This window comes from Bacillus velezensis, from assembly GCF_001461825.1.
GTDB lineage: Bacteria > Bacillota > Bacilli > Bacillales > Bacillaceae > Bacillus > Bacillus velezensis.
Map to the genome: position 1 here is coordinate 34,231 of NZ_LLZC01000007.1, position 17,929 is coordinate 52,159.

16 protein-coding genes and 1 pseudogene are annotated in these 17,929 nt (G+C 47.7%); 6 read left to right on the plus strand and 11 right to left on the minus strand.

Annotated elements, in window-relative coordinates; all coding sequences use genetic code 11:
• Positions 1 to 176 precede the first annotated feature (176 nt).
• The 5 genes from AR442_RS03330 to AR442_RS03350 all read right to left on the minus strand — a co-directional run bounded on the left by AR442_RS03330 (position 177) and on the right by AR442_RS03350 (position 2,555).
• A complete protein-coding gene (locus AR442_RS03330; RefSeq protein WP_003154062.1) occupies positions 177 to 392 on the minus strand; it encodes a hypothetical protein in 216 nt (71 codons plus the stop codon).
• Between the two features lie 82 nt (positions 393 to 474).
• Entirely contained in the window at positions 475 to 750 is a 276-nt protein-coding gene (locus AR442_RS03335) for a YmzC family protein (RefSeq protein WP_017417823.1), read from the minus strand.
• 96 nt (positions 751 to 846) lie between these two features.
• Positions 847 to 1,068 (minus strand): RNA chaperone Hfq, encoded by a 222-nt coding sequence (hfq, locus tag AR442_RS03340; RefSeq protein ID WP_003154064.1) that lies wholly within the window; start codon positions 1,066 to 1,068, stop codon positions 847 to 849.
• Between the two features lie 39 nt (positions 1,069 to 1,107).
• Positions 1,108 to 2,052, minus strand: coding sequence for a tRNA (adenosine(37)-N6)-dimethylallyltransferase MiaA (gene miaA / locus AR442_RS03345; protein WP_053284974.1), 945 nt, complete (start codon positions 2,050 to 2,052; stop codon positions 1,108 to 1,110).
• 98 nt (positions 2,053 to 2,150) lie between these two features.
• Positions 2,151 to 2,555 carry a YmaF family protein gene (locus tag AR442_RS03350; protein WP_014417831.1) on the minus strand — a complete coding sequence of 135 codons (405 nt, stop codon included), beginning with the start codon at positions 2,553 to 2,555 and terminating at the stop codon, positions 2,151 to 2,153.
• A gap of 137 nt (positions 2,556 to 2,692) precedes the next feature.
• On the opposite strand from AR442_RS03350, the gene AR442_RS03355 reads away from it, so the two are divergent.
• The 3 genes from AR442_RS03355 (at position 2,693) to erbB (ending at position 3,770) form a co-directional block, all read left to right on the plus strand.
• Entirely contained in the window at positions 2,693 to 2,947 is a 255-nt protein-coding gene (locus AR442_RS03355; protein WP_370530899.1) for a hypothetical protein, read from the plus strand.
• Positions 2,948 to 3,084: 137 nt separating this feature from the next.
• The gene (erbA, locus tag AR442_RS03360; protein ID WP_007410378.1) at positions 3,085 to 3,399 is read left to right on the plus strand and encodes an SMR family multidrug efflux transporter EbrA; all 315 of its coding nucleotides are present in this window, start codon (positions 3,085 to 3,087) and stop codon (positions 3,397 to 3,399) included.
• A 17-nt stretch (positions 3,400 to 3,416) separates the two neighbouring features.
• On the plus strand, positions 3,417 to 3,770 hold the full coding sequence (gene erbB / locus AR442_RS03365; RefSeq protein ID WP_007410379.1) for an SMR family multidrug efflux transporter EbrB: 354 nt from the start codon (positions 3,417 to 3,419) through the stop codon (positions 3,768 to 3,770).
• Positions 3,771 to 3,783: 13 nt separating this feature from the next.
• On the opposite strand, the gene AR442_RS03370 is transcribed toward erbB, so the two are convergent.
• From AR442_RS03370 to AR442_RS03380, 3 genes are all read right to left on the minus strand, one after another.
• Positions 3,784 to 4,236 carry an OsmC family protein gene (locus AR442_RS03370; RefSeq protein ID WP_014305039.1) on the minus strand — a complete coding sequence of 151 codons (453 nt, stop codon included), beginning with the start codon at positions 4,234 to 4,236 and terminating at the stop codon, positions 3,784 to 3,786.
• A 59-nt stretch (positions 4,237 to 4,295) separates the two neighbouring features.
• The gene (locus AR442_RS03375; protein ID WP_014417828.1) at positions 4,296 to 5,003 is read right to left on the minus strand and encodes a poly-gamma-glutamate hydrolase family protein; all 708 of its coding nucleotides are present in this window, start codon (positions 5,001 to 5,003) and stop codon (positions 4,296 to 4,298) included.
• Between the two features lie 255 nt (positions 5,004 to 5,258).
• Positions 5,259 to 5,492 carry a hypothetical protein gene (locus AR442_RS03380; protein ID WP_021493648.1) on the minus strand — a complete coding sequence of 78 codons (234 nt, stop codon included), beginning with the start codon at positions 5,490 to 5,492 and terminating at the stop codon, positions 5,259 to 5,261.
• A 178-nt stretch (positions 5,493 to 5,670) separates the two neighbouring features.
• On the opposite strand from AR442_RS03380, the gene AR442_RS03385 reads away from it, so the two are divergent.
• Positions 5,671 to 6,999 (plus strand): serine protease AprX, encoded by a 1,329-nt coding sequence (locus AR442_RS03385; protein WP_053284975.1) that lies wholly within the window; start codon positions 5,671 to 5,673, stop codon positions 6,997 to 6,999.
• 191 nt (positions 7,000 to 7,190) lie between these two features.
• Positions 7,191 to 7,553 carry a protein YmzB gene (gene ymzB / locus AR442_RS03390; RefSeq protein ID WP_007410383.1) on the plus strand — a complete coding sequence of 121 codons (363 nt, stop codon included), beginning with the start codon at positions 7,191 to 7,193 and terminating at the stop codon, positions 7,551 to 7,553.
• Positions 7,554 to 7,586: 33 nt separating this feature from the next.
• On the opposite strand, the gene AR442_RS03395 is transcribed toward ymzB, so the two are convergent.
• Both AR442_RS03395 and AR442_RS03400 read right to left on the minus strand, forming a co-directional pair.
• Complete coding sequence (locus AR442_RS03395) at positions 7,587 to 8,342, minus strand: YoaK family protein (RefSeq protein WP_003154084.1); 756 nt, start codon at positions 8,340 to 8,342, stop codon at positions 7,587 to 7,589.
• Between the two features lie 58 nt (positions 8,343 to 8,400).
• Positions 8,401 to 8,836 (minus strand): annotated as a pseudogene (locus AR442_RS03400) (NucA/NucB deoxyribonuclease domain-containing protein).
• A 288-nt stretch (positions 8,837 to 9,124) separates the two neighbouring features.
• Here AR442_RS03400 and AR442_RS03405 point away from each other — a divergent pair.
• Positions 9,125 to 10,336 (plus strand): cytochrome P450 family protein, encoded by a 1,212-nt coding sequence (locus AR442_RS03405; protein ID WP_014417825.1) that lies wholly within the window; start codon positions 9,125 to 9,127, stop codon positions 10,334 to 10,336.
• A gap of 135 nt (positions 10,337 to 10,471) precedes the next feature.
• Here AR442_RS03405 and AR442_RS03410 read toward each other — a convergent pair whose 3' ends face one another.
• Positions 10,472 to 17,929, minus strand: coding sequence for a beta-ketoacyl synthase N-terminal-like domain-containing protein (locus AR442_RS03410; RefSeq protein WP_014417824.1), 7,458 nt, complete (start codon positions 17,927 to 17,929; stop codon positions 10,472 to 10,474).

Genomic DNA, 17,929 nt, shown 5'->3' on the forward strand with positions numbered 1-17,929 from the left:
GATCGATTTATAAAAAATTCATATTTTTGAAAGAGCGGACTTTGGCTCTGGCCCGATTAACGCCCAAAAAAGAGAGCAGAACGAGAATCATCTCTCATCCTACTCAAGGTGTCATGTGTAAGCCGATGTCTATCATAACATGAAAAAAAACTGCTTAGTAGTCTAGACTTTTATTCTTATTTTTTGTAAGAATCACATTTTTTTTCGCTTTCAACGGTTTCTTCAATCTCCACATCAGCACCGATTTCTTTCAGCACGGCTTTCAGAGCGCTTGTGATGGAAGCCTCTCTGATCAGTTCTTTGCCGTCAACGATGATGCTGGTTCCATATTCATAGCAGGAATCATCTTCACAAGTTTCTTCCCAATGGTTGATTATCACCTTGTGTTTCAATCGTCTCACCCTCTGCATGATCAATGTCAGTACTTAGTGTAGCTTGTGCGGCCCGCTTTGTAAATTCGAACGCTTGTGAAATTTATTCAAGCTCATCCAGCGCCGTTTCTTTTTTCAGTTCGATTTTATTCGTTTTTTCATCATAGCGGTATATTTTTAAGTAACCGTCCTCAACGATGCCGAAACGATTATGTTCCAGCTGCACCATGCCTTCTGTCTGCGGTTCGGTATCCGCCAAGCCGCCGTCATCATCCGTCACCACCGTCTCATGATTGCTGCAAGCTCCAAACAGCAAAAAAACAGCGATCCAAACGAGCGTAATCCTGATTCTTCTCAGTTCATTTTCACTTTCGAACACGATTTTCCGAACCCCCTTTTATGTTTCCGATATACAGCCTGCAATATACAGATGCGCATAGAAAAAGACCATTGTTCATGGTCTTTTTCAAAAAGTCTATTCAAGCTCAAGCTGGACGTTTTTTTGCGGGGCGAACGTGGAGATGGCATGTTTATAAATAAGCTGCTGCTTCCCCTCCGTTTCGAGCAAAACGGTAAAGTTGTCAAAGCCTTTTACCTGGCCGCGAAGCTGGAAGCCGTTGAGTAAAAACACCGTGACGAACGTATTGTCTTTTCGGATTTGATTCAAAAACTGATCTTGAATATTAATCGGTTTCATGTTTCGTCCTCCTTGGTTCTCAATACAATACTGTTTCGATTAAATTTCCAGTTTTCCTGCTATGCACTCGAAAATTTCCTTTTTTTTCTGCTCAATATCAACAGGCGGCGTCATATCTGTCCATGAAACGGGCATTTTATTGCGAAACCAGGTCAGCTGGCGTTTCGCATATCGCCTAGAATTTTGTTTTAATTGCTCCACAGCCTGAGGGAACGGCACTTTTCCATCAAGATATTCATACAGCTCTTTATAGCCGATCGCCTGAATCGATTGGCTGTCCCGGATATTCATATCATACAGCCGCTTTACTTCGTCAAGAAGGCCGGTTTCCAGCATCAGGTCAACGCGCTCGTTAATCCGGCCGTACAGCACTTCTCTGTCCATTGTAAGACCGATAAGAACCGCATTGTAAAGCAGCTCCCGTTTTTGGGTTTTAAGATGCTCTGACATTGTTTTTCCCGATACATGCAGGATTTCGAGCGCGCGGATGACTCTTCGCGTATTGTTTTGATGAATGGCTGCCGCCGCTTCCGGGTCGGCTGCCGCAAGCTTGGCATGAAGCGCTTCCGCCCCTTCTTCAGCCGCCAGTTTCTCCATGCGCTCCCGGAATACAGGGTCGCCGGAGTTTTCCGTGAACGTATAGTCATACAGCACGGACTGAATGTACAGACCCGTCCCCCCGACAATCATCGGCAGCTTTCCTCTATCGGCAATCTCGGTGATTTTTCCTCTCACCATTTTTTGATAATCCGCCGTTGAAAAAGTGTCGGACGGCTCCAAAATATCAATCAGGTGATGCGGCACGCCTTCTGTCTCTTCTTCGGTGACTTTGGCCGTTCCGATGTCCATCCCTTTATATACCTGCATGGAATCTCCGCTGATGATTTCCGCATTCAGCGTTTTCGCGAGTCCGATGCTTAGTTTTGTTTTTCCGACTGCCGTCGGTCCGACGAGTATGACGACAGGCTGTTTTTTATTTTTCAATATGTATCACTCTCTTTTATAAATCTCCCCCTAATTATAGCATTCATTTCTTCAGGCACCTATCCATTTTGCCCTTTTTCCTGAGCGCTAAACGTCCACTACCATCCGATCGGCTCGTTTCCGACAACCTCTCTCGTTTTTCCTTTGAGTGTATGGCGGTGCGTTTTCCGTCCTTCCTCCCGCGGATCGTAAACGACGCCGCCGTGCTGGATCTGAATCGGCTCATTGTAGGCGGCAAAGGTGGTCTCTGAAAGCTCATGGTAATGTGTTCCGTCAACCCTCGGGATGGCAGGGCCGGAAATGCCGTAATACCTATGAAAATGGCCGTTTTCAAACGAGGTGATGCCCGTATAGAAATGTGTATGCTCATCTGTATTGCTGCCGTTCTCCGGCTGCGAAAAGCCTTCAATCAAATGGTAATGCCCCTGCACAACATCCGTAACCGCCCGGTATGCGTGTGTGTGCGGAGGTTTTTTTGACCAATCGGACTGATACAGACCCACAAAAGCTCACTCCTTTATTTTTTTGATAAACGCCCAATCAAAAATTGGTGGGCTGAATACTCTGTTATCATCTCAAATTTATTCTTGGAGGTACCTTAATTATGAATGAAGAATACACATACGCAGTAGATAGTGATATGAGACCGTTTGGGCGGCCTGGATTTGGGTTCGGCCGGCCGGGCTTCGGATTCGGACGGCCCGGATTCGGATTTGGATTCGGACGGCCTGGTTTTGGATTTGGCCGGCCTTGGTTTGGTTATGGATTCGGACGGCCGTTTGGTTTTTACGGCGGACCGTTTTTCGGAGGGCTTGTCGGGGGGCTTGTCGGAAGCGCTTTATTCAATCCGTACTTGTACGGGGGTTACGGCTACGGCTATCCGTATTTCTATTGACGAATCAAAAAGGCTCCTCCCCGGGGGCCTTTTTGTATAGGTCTAATGTCTTGACTTGGCGGGCAAAGTTCGGATATTATTTTACTTTACTGCCTTAAACAAAAGGCATAAGGATTATGATGAGAGGGGGATTTGATATGATTCTGGGTTATATCTTCCTCACAATTGCTATTTTATCAGAGTCAATCGGCGCGGCCATGCTGAAAGTCTCCCGCGGATTTACGCGGTTTTTGCCGAGCGCGCTTGTAGTGGCAGGCTATTCATTGGCCTTTTATATGCTTTCACTGACACTGAATCTCATTCCGCTCAGCTTATCCTATGCAACATGGAGCGGAGCCGGAACGGTGCTCGCATCCATTATCGGAGCGAAATGGTTTCATGAAAAACTGGACAAGCAGGCCGTCATCGGACTCTTTTTCTTATTGGCCGGTGTCATTTTGATGAATTGGTAGAAAGGAGAGGCATGCTGATGAAAGGATTACTCTGCCTGGCATTAGCCATTGTATCAGAAGTGTTCGGGAGCACGATGCTGAAGCTGTCGGACGGTTTTACGCACCTGTGGCCCGCTCTCGGCGTCATTGCCGGAATCGGAGCCTCTTTTATGTTTTTGAGCTTCTCATTGAAAAGCCTTGATTTATCCGCCGCATACGCGACATGGTCAGGTGTCGGCACCGCTTTAACGGCAATTGTCGGCTTTTTTGTTTTTAAGGAGGCCATGACAGTCAAAATGATGATCGGGCTTGTTTTGGTCATCACGGGCGTCATCCTGCTGAACCGTTCCAAGTCTCAAAAAGCTAAAAAAAATCAAACGGCCCGGAGCTGACCGTTTGAACTCGTCAAGCGCGGGCAGCTTTTACTTCAACCTCAAGCTCCATCTCCACGTTTCCTTGGACCGCTCGTGAAATCATACATGAGGACTCCGCTTTTTGCGCTAACTTCCTGGCGAGCGTAAAATCCGTTTCGGCTGCATCCGGCTTTAATAATATAAACGGGCGGTGAATGATTTTCTGGTACGTGAACACACCATTCGTGACGTCTACAATTCCTTCAGATTCCATATGTAGATCTTCTTTATCCAGGCCGCTTCTTTCCATCATCGCCGCAAGCGTTATAATATAACAGGTCGCGGCCGCTCCAAGCAGCATTTCATCAGGATTTGTGCCTTCTCCGGGTCCGTCCATTTCCTTAGGAATGGACACAGCCGTTTCCAGCCGGCCGCTTTTAATATCGCCGACGTCATTCCGATTTCCGGGCCAATTTGCTTTTAAATAGAAGTGATGTTTTGCCAAGGGACAAACCTCCTTTTTTTCAGTTTACTCATCTTTCACTGGTTTGTCTTTTTTTAAGCTCACGAATACTCTTGATTGATCACTCTTTTTATCGTACGGACAAACCGGTAAAATTCCTCCGTTTTTGTGAATTCCCTTTCGCGGTAATCAAAATTATCAAAAAACGCTTCCCGCTGTTTTCTGCTGATCTCAAGCTGTATGCTCAGCCCGGTTTGCGCCTGGTTATTGATATTTTCGGTGTCAACCCCGGCCAGACCGGTTTTTGAGGTTGCCAATTCTGCAGAAAATCCGTTTCGTTCGAGAGCTCTCACCAATTTTTTCGCCCGCTTCCGGTCGCTTCCTCCGACAAGAGTATTTTTCTCGTCGCCTTTATAACCGTGAACTGCGATAACATAATGGTGCTGCTTAATGCTTTCGACTGCTGAAGGCTCATCGAACTTGGTGCTCGTAATATGAAGAGTCTGGTTATCATGCGCTTTTAATCCCTCAAACAGGTAGGTTGAATAATCATCCCTGAAAGAGCGGACGATCTCGCTCACCCCGCCCTCAATTCTCCCTCCGTGCGGCGACATGATCAATACGGGGCTCCCCTTTCGCTTATTGTACGATATATGATAATCATCGGGGTCTTCGTGTTCAGCCAGATCTTTAAAATCTGTGTATGTATCAGAAGAATTCGAGGGATCAGGGTCTGACGCATAATGAGCACATCTTATTAGTAAGACCATTGCTACGATAATGATGACATTAAGTAAAATTCTTTTCATCAGCTCTCCTTCTTTGCTCCTTTCTGAAAAATGACATGTTCATTATATGGATTTTTGTCAATAGGTCTTATCTTAACATTCTATTAACATTATCATCAGTGAAAAACTTCCCGGTTTCGAAAAATCAATGGATTGTCACGGTTCAAGCGCTCAAATGCCGGGCATCAGTGAAAAAAGGTTGAGAGAGGGCAAAAAAAAAGGGAGGAACGCCCGAATTTTCAGGGGCGGGAGATTCACGGCCGGAAACGGACGGCATCAAGAATACGCTTTTAAAAATGAATATCCGCCTCCCGAAGCAAATGCGCAGGACAGAATGGAGCCCGTCAAAAAAGTTCTCATCTGCCTTTTTGTACAGCAAAATGCCGTTACAGCCCGCTCATCCCCTTTTTTTATAATAATGGTCCGTTTTGAAATGGAGCCGTCTTTTTTCATATATATAATATCAATCGGAAGCTGTTTTTCCAAGGAATGTCTCAATATTATGTTCATGTATATACCTCCTTCCGCCGGCTTCATTATAACCAAACAAACGTTCCGTTTCAACTCGATTTCTTCTCCTGAAAAAGCCGCAAGTAACCAGCTCTCCTGAAGGACAAACAAACTGACCGAACATACGGCCTGTTCATATGGTATAGAGAGAATCGCCAGAATGGGAGGAAAAGTATATATGTTTGGTTACTCAATGGTACAAATGGTGCGGTCAAATGCTCATAAGCTGGACTGGCCGCTCAGAGAAAACGTATTACAGTTATATAAACCTTTCAAATGGACACCTTGCTTTTTGCACAAGTTTTTCGAAAAAAAGGTAAAAAACAGAAAGAAAATGTCAGTCATCATTGAATTTGAAGAGGGCTGTCATGAATCCGGTTTTCACAGCACAGGACAGGTCTTATCAAAAGAAAAACGCTGCACCATAAAAAAGCAGTTTCAAACAATCAATTGCTGCAGCGCCGAAGTCACTCCGTCCGCCCTTCACATGCTTCTTTCGCAATGCCGGGATATCCGTAAAATCTATTTAAACCGTGAAGTAAAAGCGCTCCTTGATACGGCAGCTGAATCGTCTCATGCAAAAGAAGTGACCCGTAACGGCACCGTATTAACAGGAAAAGGCGTAACCGTCGCCGTTATTGATACCGGAATCTATCAGCATCCCGATTTAGAAGGCAGAGTTATCGGATTTGCGGACTTCGTCAACCAAAAGACAGAACCGTATGACGACAACGGGCACGGCACCCATTGCGCCGGTGATATTGCAAGCAGCGGCGCTTCATCTTCCGGTAAATATCAGGGGCCGGCGCCGGAAGCCGATCTGATCGGAGTCAAAGTTTTAAACAAATCAGGATCAGGAACCTTGGCTGATATCATTGAAGGTGTGGAATGGTGCATACAATATAATAAAGAACACACAAAGAATCCGATCAGAATCATCAGCATGTCACTGGGCGGAGATGCGCTCAAATATGATAAAGAAACGGACGATCCGCTCGTCAAGGCCGTTGAAGAGGCATGGAATGAAGGAATCGTCGTCTGCGTCGCCGCGGGCAACTCCGGTCCGGAAGCTCAAACGATTTCAAGCCCCGGTGTCAGCGAGAAGGTCATCACGGTAGGCGCCTATGATGACAATAATACGGCCGGCAATGAGGACGATACGGTCGCTTCATTCTCAAGCCGCGGCCCGACGGTGTACGGAAAAGAGAAGCCTGACATTCTTGCACCCGGGGTCGATATCGTATCTCTCCGTTCTCCGCGTTCATATCTTGACAAATTACAGAAATCAAACCGTGTAGGCTCCTTGTATTTCAGTCTGTCGGGCACGTCCATGGCCACTCCGATCTGTGCTGGCATTGCCGCCTTAATCCTTCAGCAGAACCCGCAGCTTTCGCCTGACGAAGTGAAAACACTGATCAAACAAAGTCCGGATCAATGGACAAATGAAGATCCGAACATTTACGGAGCGGGCGCAGTAAACGCTGAAAACGCCGTGCCGAAAGAGTAATCTTTTTATCATGAGAACGGGGTCGTCTAAACCTGCAGATGACTCCGTTTTTCAGGTGAACAGATGAAACATTTATAATGAAGGAACTCGGAATGCTTCAGAACCGGCTGTCAGAAAAAAAGATCAATCAAGGCAGTGTATTTCTAAAAAAATAGGGAATAAGTATGGTGTAGATAAAAGGAGGAATCACAATGGCACTTACAAACACCGAATTGTCTGAATGGCTGCAAAAACAGATCGGACAAACGCTTGATATCAGAAAAGGAGAGCTGACAGACAGCCGAAACGAGATTTCTGATATGGACCAGATCATGCTTCACCTTGATGATGTTCTCGTCCGCCGGACAAACCATCCCGATGACTATGTAGCGGACGAAGAGCTCGTCTTAAAAGGGCACGGCACAACCTATACGGAGGAAGGAAATGTCCCGCTTCCTCAAGATGCGTATGAAATCCCTCTGCTCGGCGATATTACCATCCAAAAGGAGCAAGACGGATTAAAGGTACATACAGATCGGGCCGTGTATACAATCGGGACCCGGAAAGAGCAATAAAAAGAAAAAACGCCCTGAACCAGCGGCGTTTTTTTATTGGTTTTTTTCTTCAGAATATCCGTGGAACATCGTGAATGCGCAAAGCATAATGCCTAAAATAATGATAATCGGAAGCCAGATCACGGCAAACTTATAATCCGGTTCGGCAAAAGCGCCGATGACCGCCCCAAAGCAATACAGAACCAAGGCAAGCGCGCGCAAAACAGCATCTCTCGTAAACTGCTTCCGCTTGTCCGCTTTGTAAAACCTTGCGGTGAGATCTTCAAAAAAATTAGCGAGCGTTCCCGTTAATACGGTCGTGGAAATCCCCGCTACACCAAGTTTTCTCGCGGCTGTCGTCTGCATTCCCATTGCGAAGCTGAGCAGCATAATCAGCACATAAACAGAAATTGCGTCTGCAAAAAAGCAAGAGAACAAAGCAAACAGCAGCAAAACAGCTCCTTCAATAGCTAAAGCGGCAGTTACCGCAGGGGGCCAGAATGATTTCTTTTTATTGCCCACAAGCAGGGCCGCGGCAATAACGCCGGCAATAAATCCGATTAACGAGGTTAACGATTTGAGTACGGCAAGGTGCCATGAGTTGCCGATAGCCAGGCCGAACAGAACGATGTTCCCCGTCATATTGGCGGTAAAGATATGTCCCAGGCTTAAATAACCGATCACATCCACAATTCCCGCTGTTAAACAAAGAAGTAAAAGTGCAATATTTCGGTATGTAGTCACTGTCAATGTGATCCAATCCTTTCTCATGCTGATTCCAACATATAAGTTTACTCTTTGCCATTTCATATGTCCAGCCGGCGTGCCGCTTTTTCAGAGCATAAAAAACTCCGGCGAACCGGAGAAGCTACTGAACGATAAATAATACTCTCGTGCCGTCGGAGTATCCGCTCATTTGATTTCCAACCCATGAACCGGCCCCGCGGTTATCCGACGGGGTTACATATCTGATATCAGCCCCCGCCCCGCCTTCTGTGCAGACTGCCATGGGGCCATTCATCACGGTCAAACCCGGGCTTTGTCGGAATTCCTTTCAATGATTCTTTCCTTCTATTCTCCGCTCCGCCCCGATCAATTGTACAAATCTCAGAATGACCTGCCGAAATGGCGTCTTTTATATGATTTCCCGTCTCCGGATATTTTGACAGCGGGAAATACAGCACCTGATCGTATCGGGATGCGGCACGAGCAGCACTGTCCGAATGGATGCCGGCGCCCGTAAGGCCGAACTGAAGAGAGATCACCAAAAGCAGACTTGCCGCCCATTTCATAAACGCATTCATTCACATCCTCCTTAAGAAGTTGATATGAAGCGTAAATATGTATATTAGCCGGATTTAACACACATGATGAAATGGCAAAAAAAGTTTGCTGTTTTGTTGATAATCAACGAAAATGGCAGCTTTACGATTTGTCTATTGAACCGGCTTCTGTTTCCTTATATATTTTAGACATACTTATGAGCCGTTGTGATCAGTGTCTTCGGCAGATAAAAGGAGGAATGCCGTCCGGTCGGCAGGCACCGGCTGTTTGTTATGTCTTTTCAAAAACATGAAGGCGGGGAAATCCAGATGGAAAAAACAATGTTTCACCCACACTCACCCGAGTTTCACGAAAACCCTTTTGCGGTTTTAAGCAGATTCAGAGAGCAGGACCCCATACATAAATTCGAACTGCAGCGTTTTGGAGGCACCTTTCCGGCTTGGCTCATCACGCGTTATGATGATTGTATGGCGTTTTTAAAAGACGGCAGAATTACGAGAGATGTAAAACGGGTCATGCCGAAGGAGCTGATCGCGAAGCTGAATGTCAGTGAAGATATCGATTTTGTCTCAGAGCATATGCTGGCAAAAGACCCTCCGGATCATTCACGTCTTCGATCTTTGGTGCATCAGGGGTTCACTCCCCGGATGATTGAGCAGCTTCGCACCGGGATAGAGCAGATCACAGAAGAGCTGCTGGATGAAATGGAAACAAAAGCAGACCCTGATATCATGAGAGATTTCGCCGCACCGCTTCCGTTTATCGTTATTTCCGAACTGCTCGGGATTCCGAAAGAGGACCGCGCCAAATTTCAAGTGTGGACAAACGCAATGGTCGACACGTCAGAAAGCGGACAAGATGCGACCAACCAGGCTCTCAAAGAATTTAAACAATATATGAAAACACTGATCGAAGAAAAAAGAAAACATCCGGCTGAAGATCTGACAAGCAAGCTTATTTACGCTGAAGAGGACGGCCAAAAGCTGAGTGAATCAGAGCTGTATTCCATGCTGTTTTTGTTAGTCGTTGCCGGGCTTGAAACAACGGTTAACCTTCTCGGCTCGGGCACCCTGGCGCTTCTTCTGCACAAAGACCAGATGGAGAAGATAAAGCGGCAGCCGGAAAATATCCAGACGGCGGTCGAAGAACTTTTGCGTTATACCTCTCCCGTCATCATGATGGCGAATCGATGGGCGATTGAAGATTTCACCTATAAAGATGTTTCTATTAAAAAAGGCGATATGATATTTATCGGCATCGGTTCAGCCAATCGGGACCCGGAATATTTCGATGATTCTGATACATTAAATATAGCGAGAACACCGAACCGTCATATCTCTTTTGGATTCGGCATTCATTTTTGTCTCGGGGCTCCGCTCGCCCGGATGGAAGCATCCATTGCCTTTACCGCGCTTTTAAAACGGTTTCCGAATATAGAGCTGAAAGGCGCACCTGAGGATGTAACATGGAGAAAAAATGTGTTTTTGAGAGGGCTTGAAACATTGCCTGTCAGATTTTAATATCGCCCCCTGTTTATCAGGGGTTTTTTTAATGTCTTATAAACGGAAATCAATACATTAGTGAATATTTAGTACATAGTGAATTTAGTTTTATATAGATAAAAAAAGCGGCCGGATTGCTCCGGCCGTTCTCTATTACCGTTTTACCAGCTCATTTGTTTCGTCCAGCTTTTTTCTGAAAGATTTAAGGAAATTTGCGCTTATCGTTCCTTTGTTTGCGTACAGTTTTTCGCAGAATGCCTTAATGGCGTTTTGCGGCTTTGGTTCCGACAGCATTGTGACATGATTGGAAGAGTGAACGTCCAGCAGGTGAAACTGTTTCATCTGGCGTTCCCATTCTTTCCAATACGCATCATGGTCTAACGGGATTTGTTCTTCCTCTGCTGTCAGATAACGTTCAAGATCTCCGAGGAACAAACCGCTTTTATTACGGAAGTAGTAGCATTGCAGCGCTTCCGGATGAGGCAGCGGCTTCATATCATACTCTTCCATTCCGTAAGCGAGCTGCGTCTTCATCATTTGCTCCAGCTGCATCCGGATCGCTTCTTCGGATTTTGGCAGACCGCGCTTTTTGGCAAGGCCGATCAATTCTTTCAATACTTCTTCTTCCTCAGCCTGGACGGTAATGTCTTCTCTGCTGATTAATGCCTCTTCAAGGTTTTCAGGCTTAAGATATGCTGTAAGCATCGTATTGATCGTTTGCAGCATGACCGACTTAACAGATGGTTTTCTTTCTTTCCATTTTTCACTGTACGGGGTGTCGATCATGACGGCGCTTTTTACCGTATGACCTTCCTCCTGCAAGAGGCGCGCGGTTTCATATGCAAGCATTCCGCCCAAGGAATATCCGCCGAGGTCATAAGGCCCTTTCGGCTGTACCGCTTGGATGATTCTCATATAAGAAGCGGCCGTCTCTTCGATTCCTTGCAGCGGCTCTTTCCCTGTCAAACCTCTTGCCTGTATGCCGTAAAAAGGTCGCTGACTCTTTTTGGCGAATGGCTGGTATGCTTCAACGCCTCCCGTTCCGCCGTGAAACCAAAAAACAGGACGGCCTTTTTCTCTATCATTCAGCTTGACGAGTTCTGGAAAATTTCGGCCCGCCTCCTGCGATTGGTTCGTTTTTAACAGCATGCTAATCTCCTGAACAGTGCTGCATTTCTGAAGGGCTTCCAGACTGATGCGGCTGTCTCCGCCCTCAAGTTTTTTCAGCAGCTGAATAGAGGAGATTGAATCGAAGCCGTATTCAGTCAGCGGCTTATTTTGATCCATTTCCGCTGGCTCCATCCCCAAAATGTCTGCCACAATGTCAGCCGCGCTCTCGCAGCGGATCTGAGGATTCTGTGATACCGGTGCAAGGCTGATGTCTTCTGACTGACCGCCGTTCCAATACTTATGGTTTTCAAAAGGATATGTCGGAAGCGGCACTCTTTGAACAGATTTGCCTTGGTGGAGTCTGTCCCACGGTATATCCGCACCTTTCACCCAGCAAAATGCAAGTTTTTCCAGATTGTTTTCAGCCAACAGCGTCTCCGTGACGACTGTACCGAGAGTCCCTTCCAGTAAAACGCCGATATCTCCTGATCCAGTCTGCTGACTGCCTGTAAAGAAGCTTTTCATTCCATTGCTTTCTTCGGAAAATGCTCTGTACTCTTTCAGTTTTTCCAGCAATTCATCTTGATTGCGGGCAACGAGTGCCAGGCGGCAGTTCATCGCCTCACGGCCGGTCTGAAGCGTATAAGCAATATCCCGCAATGACGGAGTATCTCCAGTTTGCACAAAATCAGCCAGCTGACCTGCGGCCGCCTTAAGACGTCCTTCGCTCTTAGCAGAAAGCACGATAAGCTGCGGTTCACACGCAGATTCTTTGTCTTTATGGCTCGGGCTGTACTGTTCCAAGACGACATGCGCATTCATGCCGCCGAAGCCATAGCTGTTAATTGCGGCCCGGCGCGGAATCGGTCTGCCCGTATGGTCGGTGAGCTGTGTCCATTCCTGATTGTCTTCGGTGAAACGGAAGCGGCTTTTCTGAATGGCCATTTGCTCATTTGCAGCTGAAAATCCGGGAATGCCCGGGATGGTATGATGCTTCATGGCCATCACTACTTTTATAAGGGCGGCCAGTCCGGAAGCGAGTTCGCCGTGCCCGATGCAAGGTTTCACGGTGCTGATATAACAAGGCGCGCTTTCCTCTTGATTTGCAGACTCGCCGTAACCCGCTTTGATTGCATTAAACTCCAGCGCATCTGCCATTTCGGAGGCAATGCCGTGCGCTTCAATATAAGTGACGGTTTGCGGATCAATATCGGTGTCTTCGTACGCTTTTTTCATCGCGGCCTTCATTCCCGCCGGATTCGGTGCGTGAAGCGACATGCCTTTACCGCCGTGAGACACTCCTGTTCCTTTAATGACCATGTGAATATGATCGCCGTCTTCAATTGCCGCCTCAAGCGGTTTGATGATGATCACGCCCGCCCCTTCGCTTCTGACAAAGCCATCGGCATCTTTTTGGAACGATTTCGCCCGGCCGTTTTTGCTTAAATATCCCATTGAGTCAAAACCGATAAAGCCCTTCGGCGATTGCAGAATATTGGCGGCCCCCACGACAGCCTGCTCACATTCGTTATGACGGATTGATTGAACCGCCCTGTGCAATGCCACCAGCGTTGACGTGCAGGCAGCCTCGTAATATTCACTCGGTCCTTGTAAATTCAAGGCATATGATATTCTGTTCGGAATGATGGACGGGATGGCTGTTCCATTGTTCGGATCGCTGTTGCCCGCGGCAACGAAAACGCCTGTCGGTCTGCTTGATAACGCCTTATTTGTCAGGCCCGCATCCTCCATTGCCTTCCATGTATGCATCAAAAGCAGAAATTGCTCCGGCCCCATTTGTGATGCCTCTTTAGGGGAAATTCCGAAAAAGAGCGGGTCAAATTCGCCGACACCGTCAATAAAACCGCCCCATCTGAGACTCGTGTCATTCTCATCACCGGCGTAACGGCGCCAGTCCCAGCGGTCCGCCGGAATTTCGGTAATACAGTGATCCCCGTTTACGATGTGCTCCCAAAAAGACTGGATATCCGGGGATTGCGGAAACTGAGCTGACATACCGATAATCGCGATTCCTTGCTTGATATCGGCGTTATCACAAGGCGGATGCTGTTTCTTCGGTAAAGTGCGCTCTTCTGCTTCCGTGACCCTGACCTCTTCTGAATGCTTATGATCGGCAAGCAGTTGAGAAAACTTGCTCTTATATGCTGACGCGAAGTGGCGGGTCAGCTCCTCCGCGGTCGGATACTCGAAAAACAATGTTGGATTCACATCGATGTCCGCCTCTTGGCCGATCTCTTTTGTCAGCCCGATCAGGCTCGCTGAATCAAGTCCCAATTCCATGATATTCGCGTCAGACGGGAGAGATGGCGCGGGTTCATCCATCATCTTGGCGAGCTTGCCAAGGACGTAGCTGCGGATATCATCTGTCAGACTGCCGGAAGAAATCGGTGCTCCCGCATTCTTAACAGCCGTTCGGGCCGGCTGATTCATCTGTTCGGTTTTCGGGCGGAACCGTTTCAGGGCATAGCCTTCAAAACGCATCACCACTTCCGATCGGCTGCTGATGACATCTGCGTTAATCAGAATCATTTCCCCCGTTTGTTTGGCCAGCTTGATGTGCAGCCAGCAATCGGTAAGATCTTCCGGGCTGCTGAAGGTGACGGAATTAATGCCGAACGGCAGATAGCTTTCCGCCTCCGTTTGGTCCAATAAAGAAAGCGAGGCCAAGTAAGCACTGTTGGCGATTAACGGATTTACGGCATAATGATGCGCTTGTTGTGAGTCGCTATTGTTCAGGTTCACTTTCGCTAAAACGGCATCAGAGCCTTTGTACAGGCGGGTGATCGTTTTAAATTCTTCTCCCCACACGACAGTTCCCGTTCCGTCTCCGTATAACTCATCTATCCGGCCCACTTCCCGGTAAGAGCGCTGAATGGCCGCCAGATCCGCGTGCTGCTTTTGAAACGGATACGGGCTGCACTCGGCATACGCCGCTATGCTCCAATCAGGAGACGTGCGGCTGCGGTGCATTATGCTCAGCTCAAATGCATCCCCATTTTGTTTCGATTCTGTTTTCAGCTCGATGCGATCGCCTTTTTTTACGGTAATGGGGCTCGCGTAATTCAGTTTTTTAATTTGTCCTCCTTCCGCTTCAGGAAAAAGATCACAAAAATGATCGACTGCCAGACTGTTATATGTAGCGCCGACGAGTACCGGTTCTCCGCTGAATTGATGCCCTTTCACGTATGGGTCGACATCACTGTATACCGCCTGAACGCCGGCAGCGTTTTCTGATTCACCGAATTGAAAAGAAGTCCCGTGGTCAAAAGCGTAGGCCGGCAGATGAACGGCGTGCTCCTGCCGCAACTGATCAAACGCGATATTCTCTCCTTTTTCCCATTGCCGCGCACGCCGGCCAATATCAGAATCGGAGAAATTGAGATTCCGCTGATCCATGCGGTAAGCGGCCAGCTTTTCCAGCAGTTCCAGAACGGAAGCAGCCGTAAATGCCGCACGATACTCCGAATGATGCGTTCTTTTTTGCAGCGCGGATGCGATGGCGGCCGGATGAAGAGTTGGCGTCTTTTCTAAAAAGGCCGCCAGTCTCTCAAGATAGGCTTCAAAACTCCATTTTGTTTTCGCTGACACAGGGAAAATATATTCCTCATCTCCGTGACGGCTCTGATCGGAATTCGGGCTGATATATTCTTCTACGATGAGATTTGCATATGCCCCGCCTGCCCCGAAGGAATTGATCATGCTTCTCCGCGGTATGATGTCTCCCGTCTCGGCATCCTTCAGACGTTCCCAATACTCGGTTTTCTCCTGCAGGTAAAAGGCCGTTTGTTCAAGCGCGATATTCGGATTTTGCGGTTTTGCGTTAATCGTCGGAACTAATGTTTCCCGCTCCATTTGCAGCAGCACTTTCGCGAGCTGGGACATGCCGGAAGCCGCCTCTAAATGGCCGAGATTTGACTTGACGGATCCAAGCGCGCAAAAACGTTTTTTATCAGTATATTGCGCGAACGCATTTGTCAGGGCAATGACCTCAATCGGATCTCCCAATACAGAGCCGTTTGCCGCTGATTCAACATAACTGATTGTTTCCGGATTGATTCCGGCCTTGTCGATGGAAGCCGCCATGAGCTTCGCCTGCTGTTTCGGATCCGGAGCCGTGTACATCTGCCTTCCGCCGCTATGACACAACGCGCTGCTTTTAATGACCCCGTAAATATGGTCTTTGTCGGCAACCGCTTTGGAGAGCGGCTTCAAGAGCACCGCCCCGACTCCTTCTCCCGGCATCAGGCCCGTGCCGGTTCCGAAGCTTTTGCTTTCACTTCCCTGTTCAAGCAAATTCGCCCGTTCGAGCGCATCATATTTAGACGGTTCAAGCGTGAGATTGACCCCTCCGGCAATCGCCATGGAACAACTGTTAAGCTTCAGGCTTTCACAGGCGAGATGAATGGCGCTCAGTGAGCTGGAGCATGCGGTCGTAACGCCCATGCTCGGGCCCGTTAAATTGAAAAAGTGGGAAATGCGGTTGGCGATATGCCAATCCCCTCCGTTAGAGCTGAGCGCAGCTTTTTCCAACGACGGGATATTCCAGAAATATTGATTGTACATACTTCCCATAAATACACCGATGCCGCTGTCTGATTCCTGCCATTCGTTTACTCTTTCTAACGAGTAACCGCCGTTTTCAAATGTTTCCCATACGGTTTCTAAGCTTAGACGGAGCTCAGGCGTCATCTCCATCACATGGTCTTCCCGGATGTCAAACAAGTGATGGTCAAAAGCGTCAATATGCTGCAGAAATCCGCCGTACCGTGTTTTGCGTTCTTCTTTTCGTGTTTCTTTTGCCATTGTTTTCAGAAGACCGGATTTCCATCTGTTTTCCGGAGCTTCCGTAATACAGCTGTCTCCGGCTTTTAAATGCTCCCACAGCTCATCGAGGGTTTCAGACTCGGGATAGCGGCCGCTGATGCCGATAATGGCAATGTCGTCACGATCAGAACGATTAACGGTGACGGTTTCTGTTTCCGGCTTTGGCGCTTTTGGCTCTTTTTGTTCAGTGATAAATCGCCGCGTTTCCGTGACAAGCGGCACCGGTTCATTCATTGCAGGTTCCGGATGCTCCGTTTCAGGAGGCGCTTGTTCGGCTCCGAATGCCTGTTGCAGCTTATCCGGGTAAGTTTCCAGCAAATACTCGGCAAGTTCTTTCGTATTCGTGTGTTCAAATAAGACCGTTTTCGGCAGCTCGCCCGTCAATGTTTCCAGTTCGCGGATAAAATTCACCTGCAAAATGGAGTCGATGCCGTATTTTTCAAAGCTGGTTTCCGGCTGAATGCGCTCGGGAGCAAGCTTTATGGACTTGGCTAACGTTTCTTTTATGAATTGCACAGTCCGGTCTGTGACTGAGAAAGACGGTTCTGTGAAATCAGCCGGCTCTTTGGAAGCCGCAGTTTCTTCAACCGCCTGCGCGTCCGGCTGCTTTTGCCTGATGACGCCGTCGCTTTCTGCCGCCACGATCTGCTGGCCGAGGTGATGTGACGATTCCGCCATAAATGTAACGTACCGATATCCCTCGCTTTCCAGCTCAGACTGCCACGCTTCAGGATACAGCCCCGGGCATCCGGGAATGCGCAGTTTGGCGTCTTCATACAGCCACCAGCCTTCCAAAAGACCGAATGTCAGATGAGAATAAAACGAATGGCTGCTAATCTCATTTAATAGCAAAATCCCATTCTTTTTAAGCACCGCTTTGGCATTGCGAAGCGTCCGCCGAATATTTTTTGTCGCGTGAAGCACATTTGCCGCAATTACCGCGTCATATGCGCCCGCCTCTATACCCTGCAAAGCCGGGGGCTCTTCCACATTAAACCGCTTATAAGTCAAATACGGATTGTCGGGACCGTATTCTTTTTCAGCATGCATGAAAAAGGCCTTTGACAGATCGGTGTAGCAATATTCTTTCACATGATGTTTGTACTCTTTTAATCTTTTGAAAACGGCCGCGCTCGTCCCGCCCGTCCCCGCTCCAATCTCTAATATCCGGATTTCCGCGTTCGGGTCTTCTTTCAGGCGTTCTTCAATGAAAGCCGCCAATGTGTCAGCGAGCACCTCATTAAAGTAGTCTGCCGTTTCATTGTTTTTATAGATTCCTTCCACCAATTCCATTGAGGAATCAGGAAACAGAACATCAGTGGCAGAAACTCTGCCGGATAAAATATCCGGCAAAGCTCTGAGAGCGGTCTCCACTAAGGTGATCATCGCCTGTTTGCTGCTGTCCTTGAGTAAAGGAGCTTTCTTTTCATCCCATTCTTGCCACAGAACGTCCGCACGCTCTATCGGACCCGTTAACACATACGTACTGCCTGACTGTTTCAAAAAGCCTTTTTGCACCAAGATGGAGATGCTTTCTTCCAGCCACCTGCCGTAAAACCCCTGCATGACAGGCTGCGTTTCGTTTTCCGTAAAAAATCCGACAGATTTCAGCTGGCCTGCCAATAGTTTGTAAAGAAGATCTTCAGTGTTTTGCAA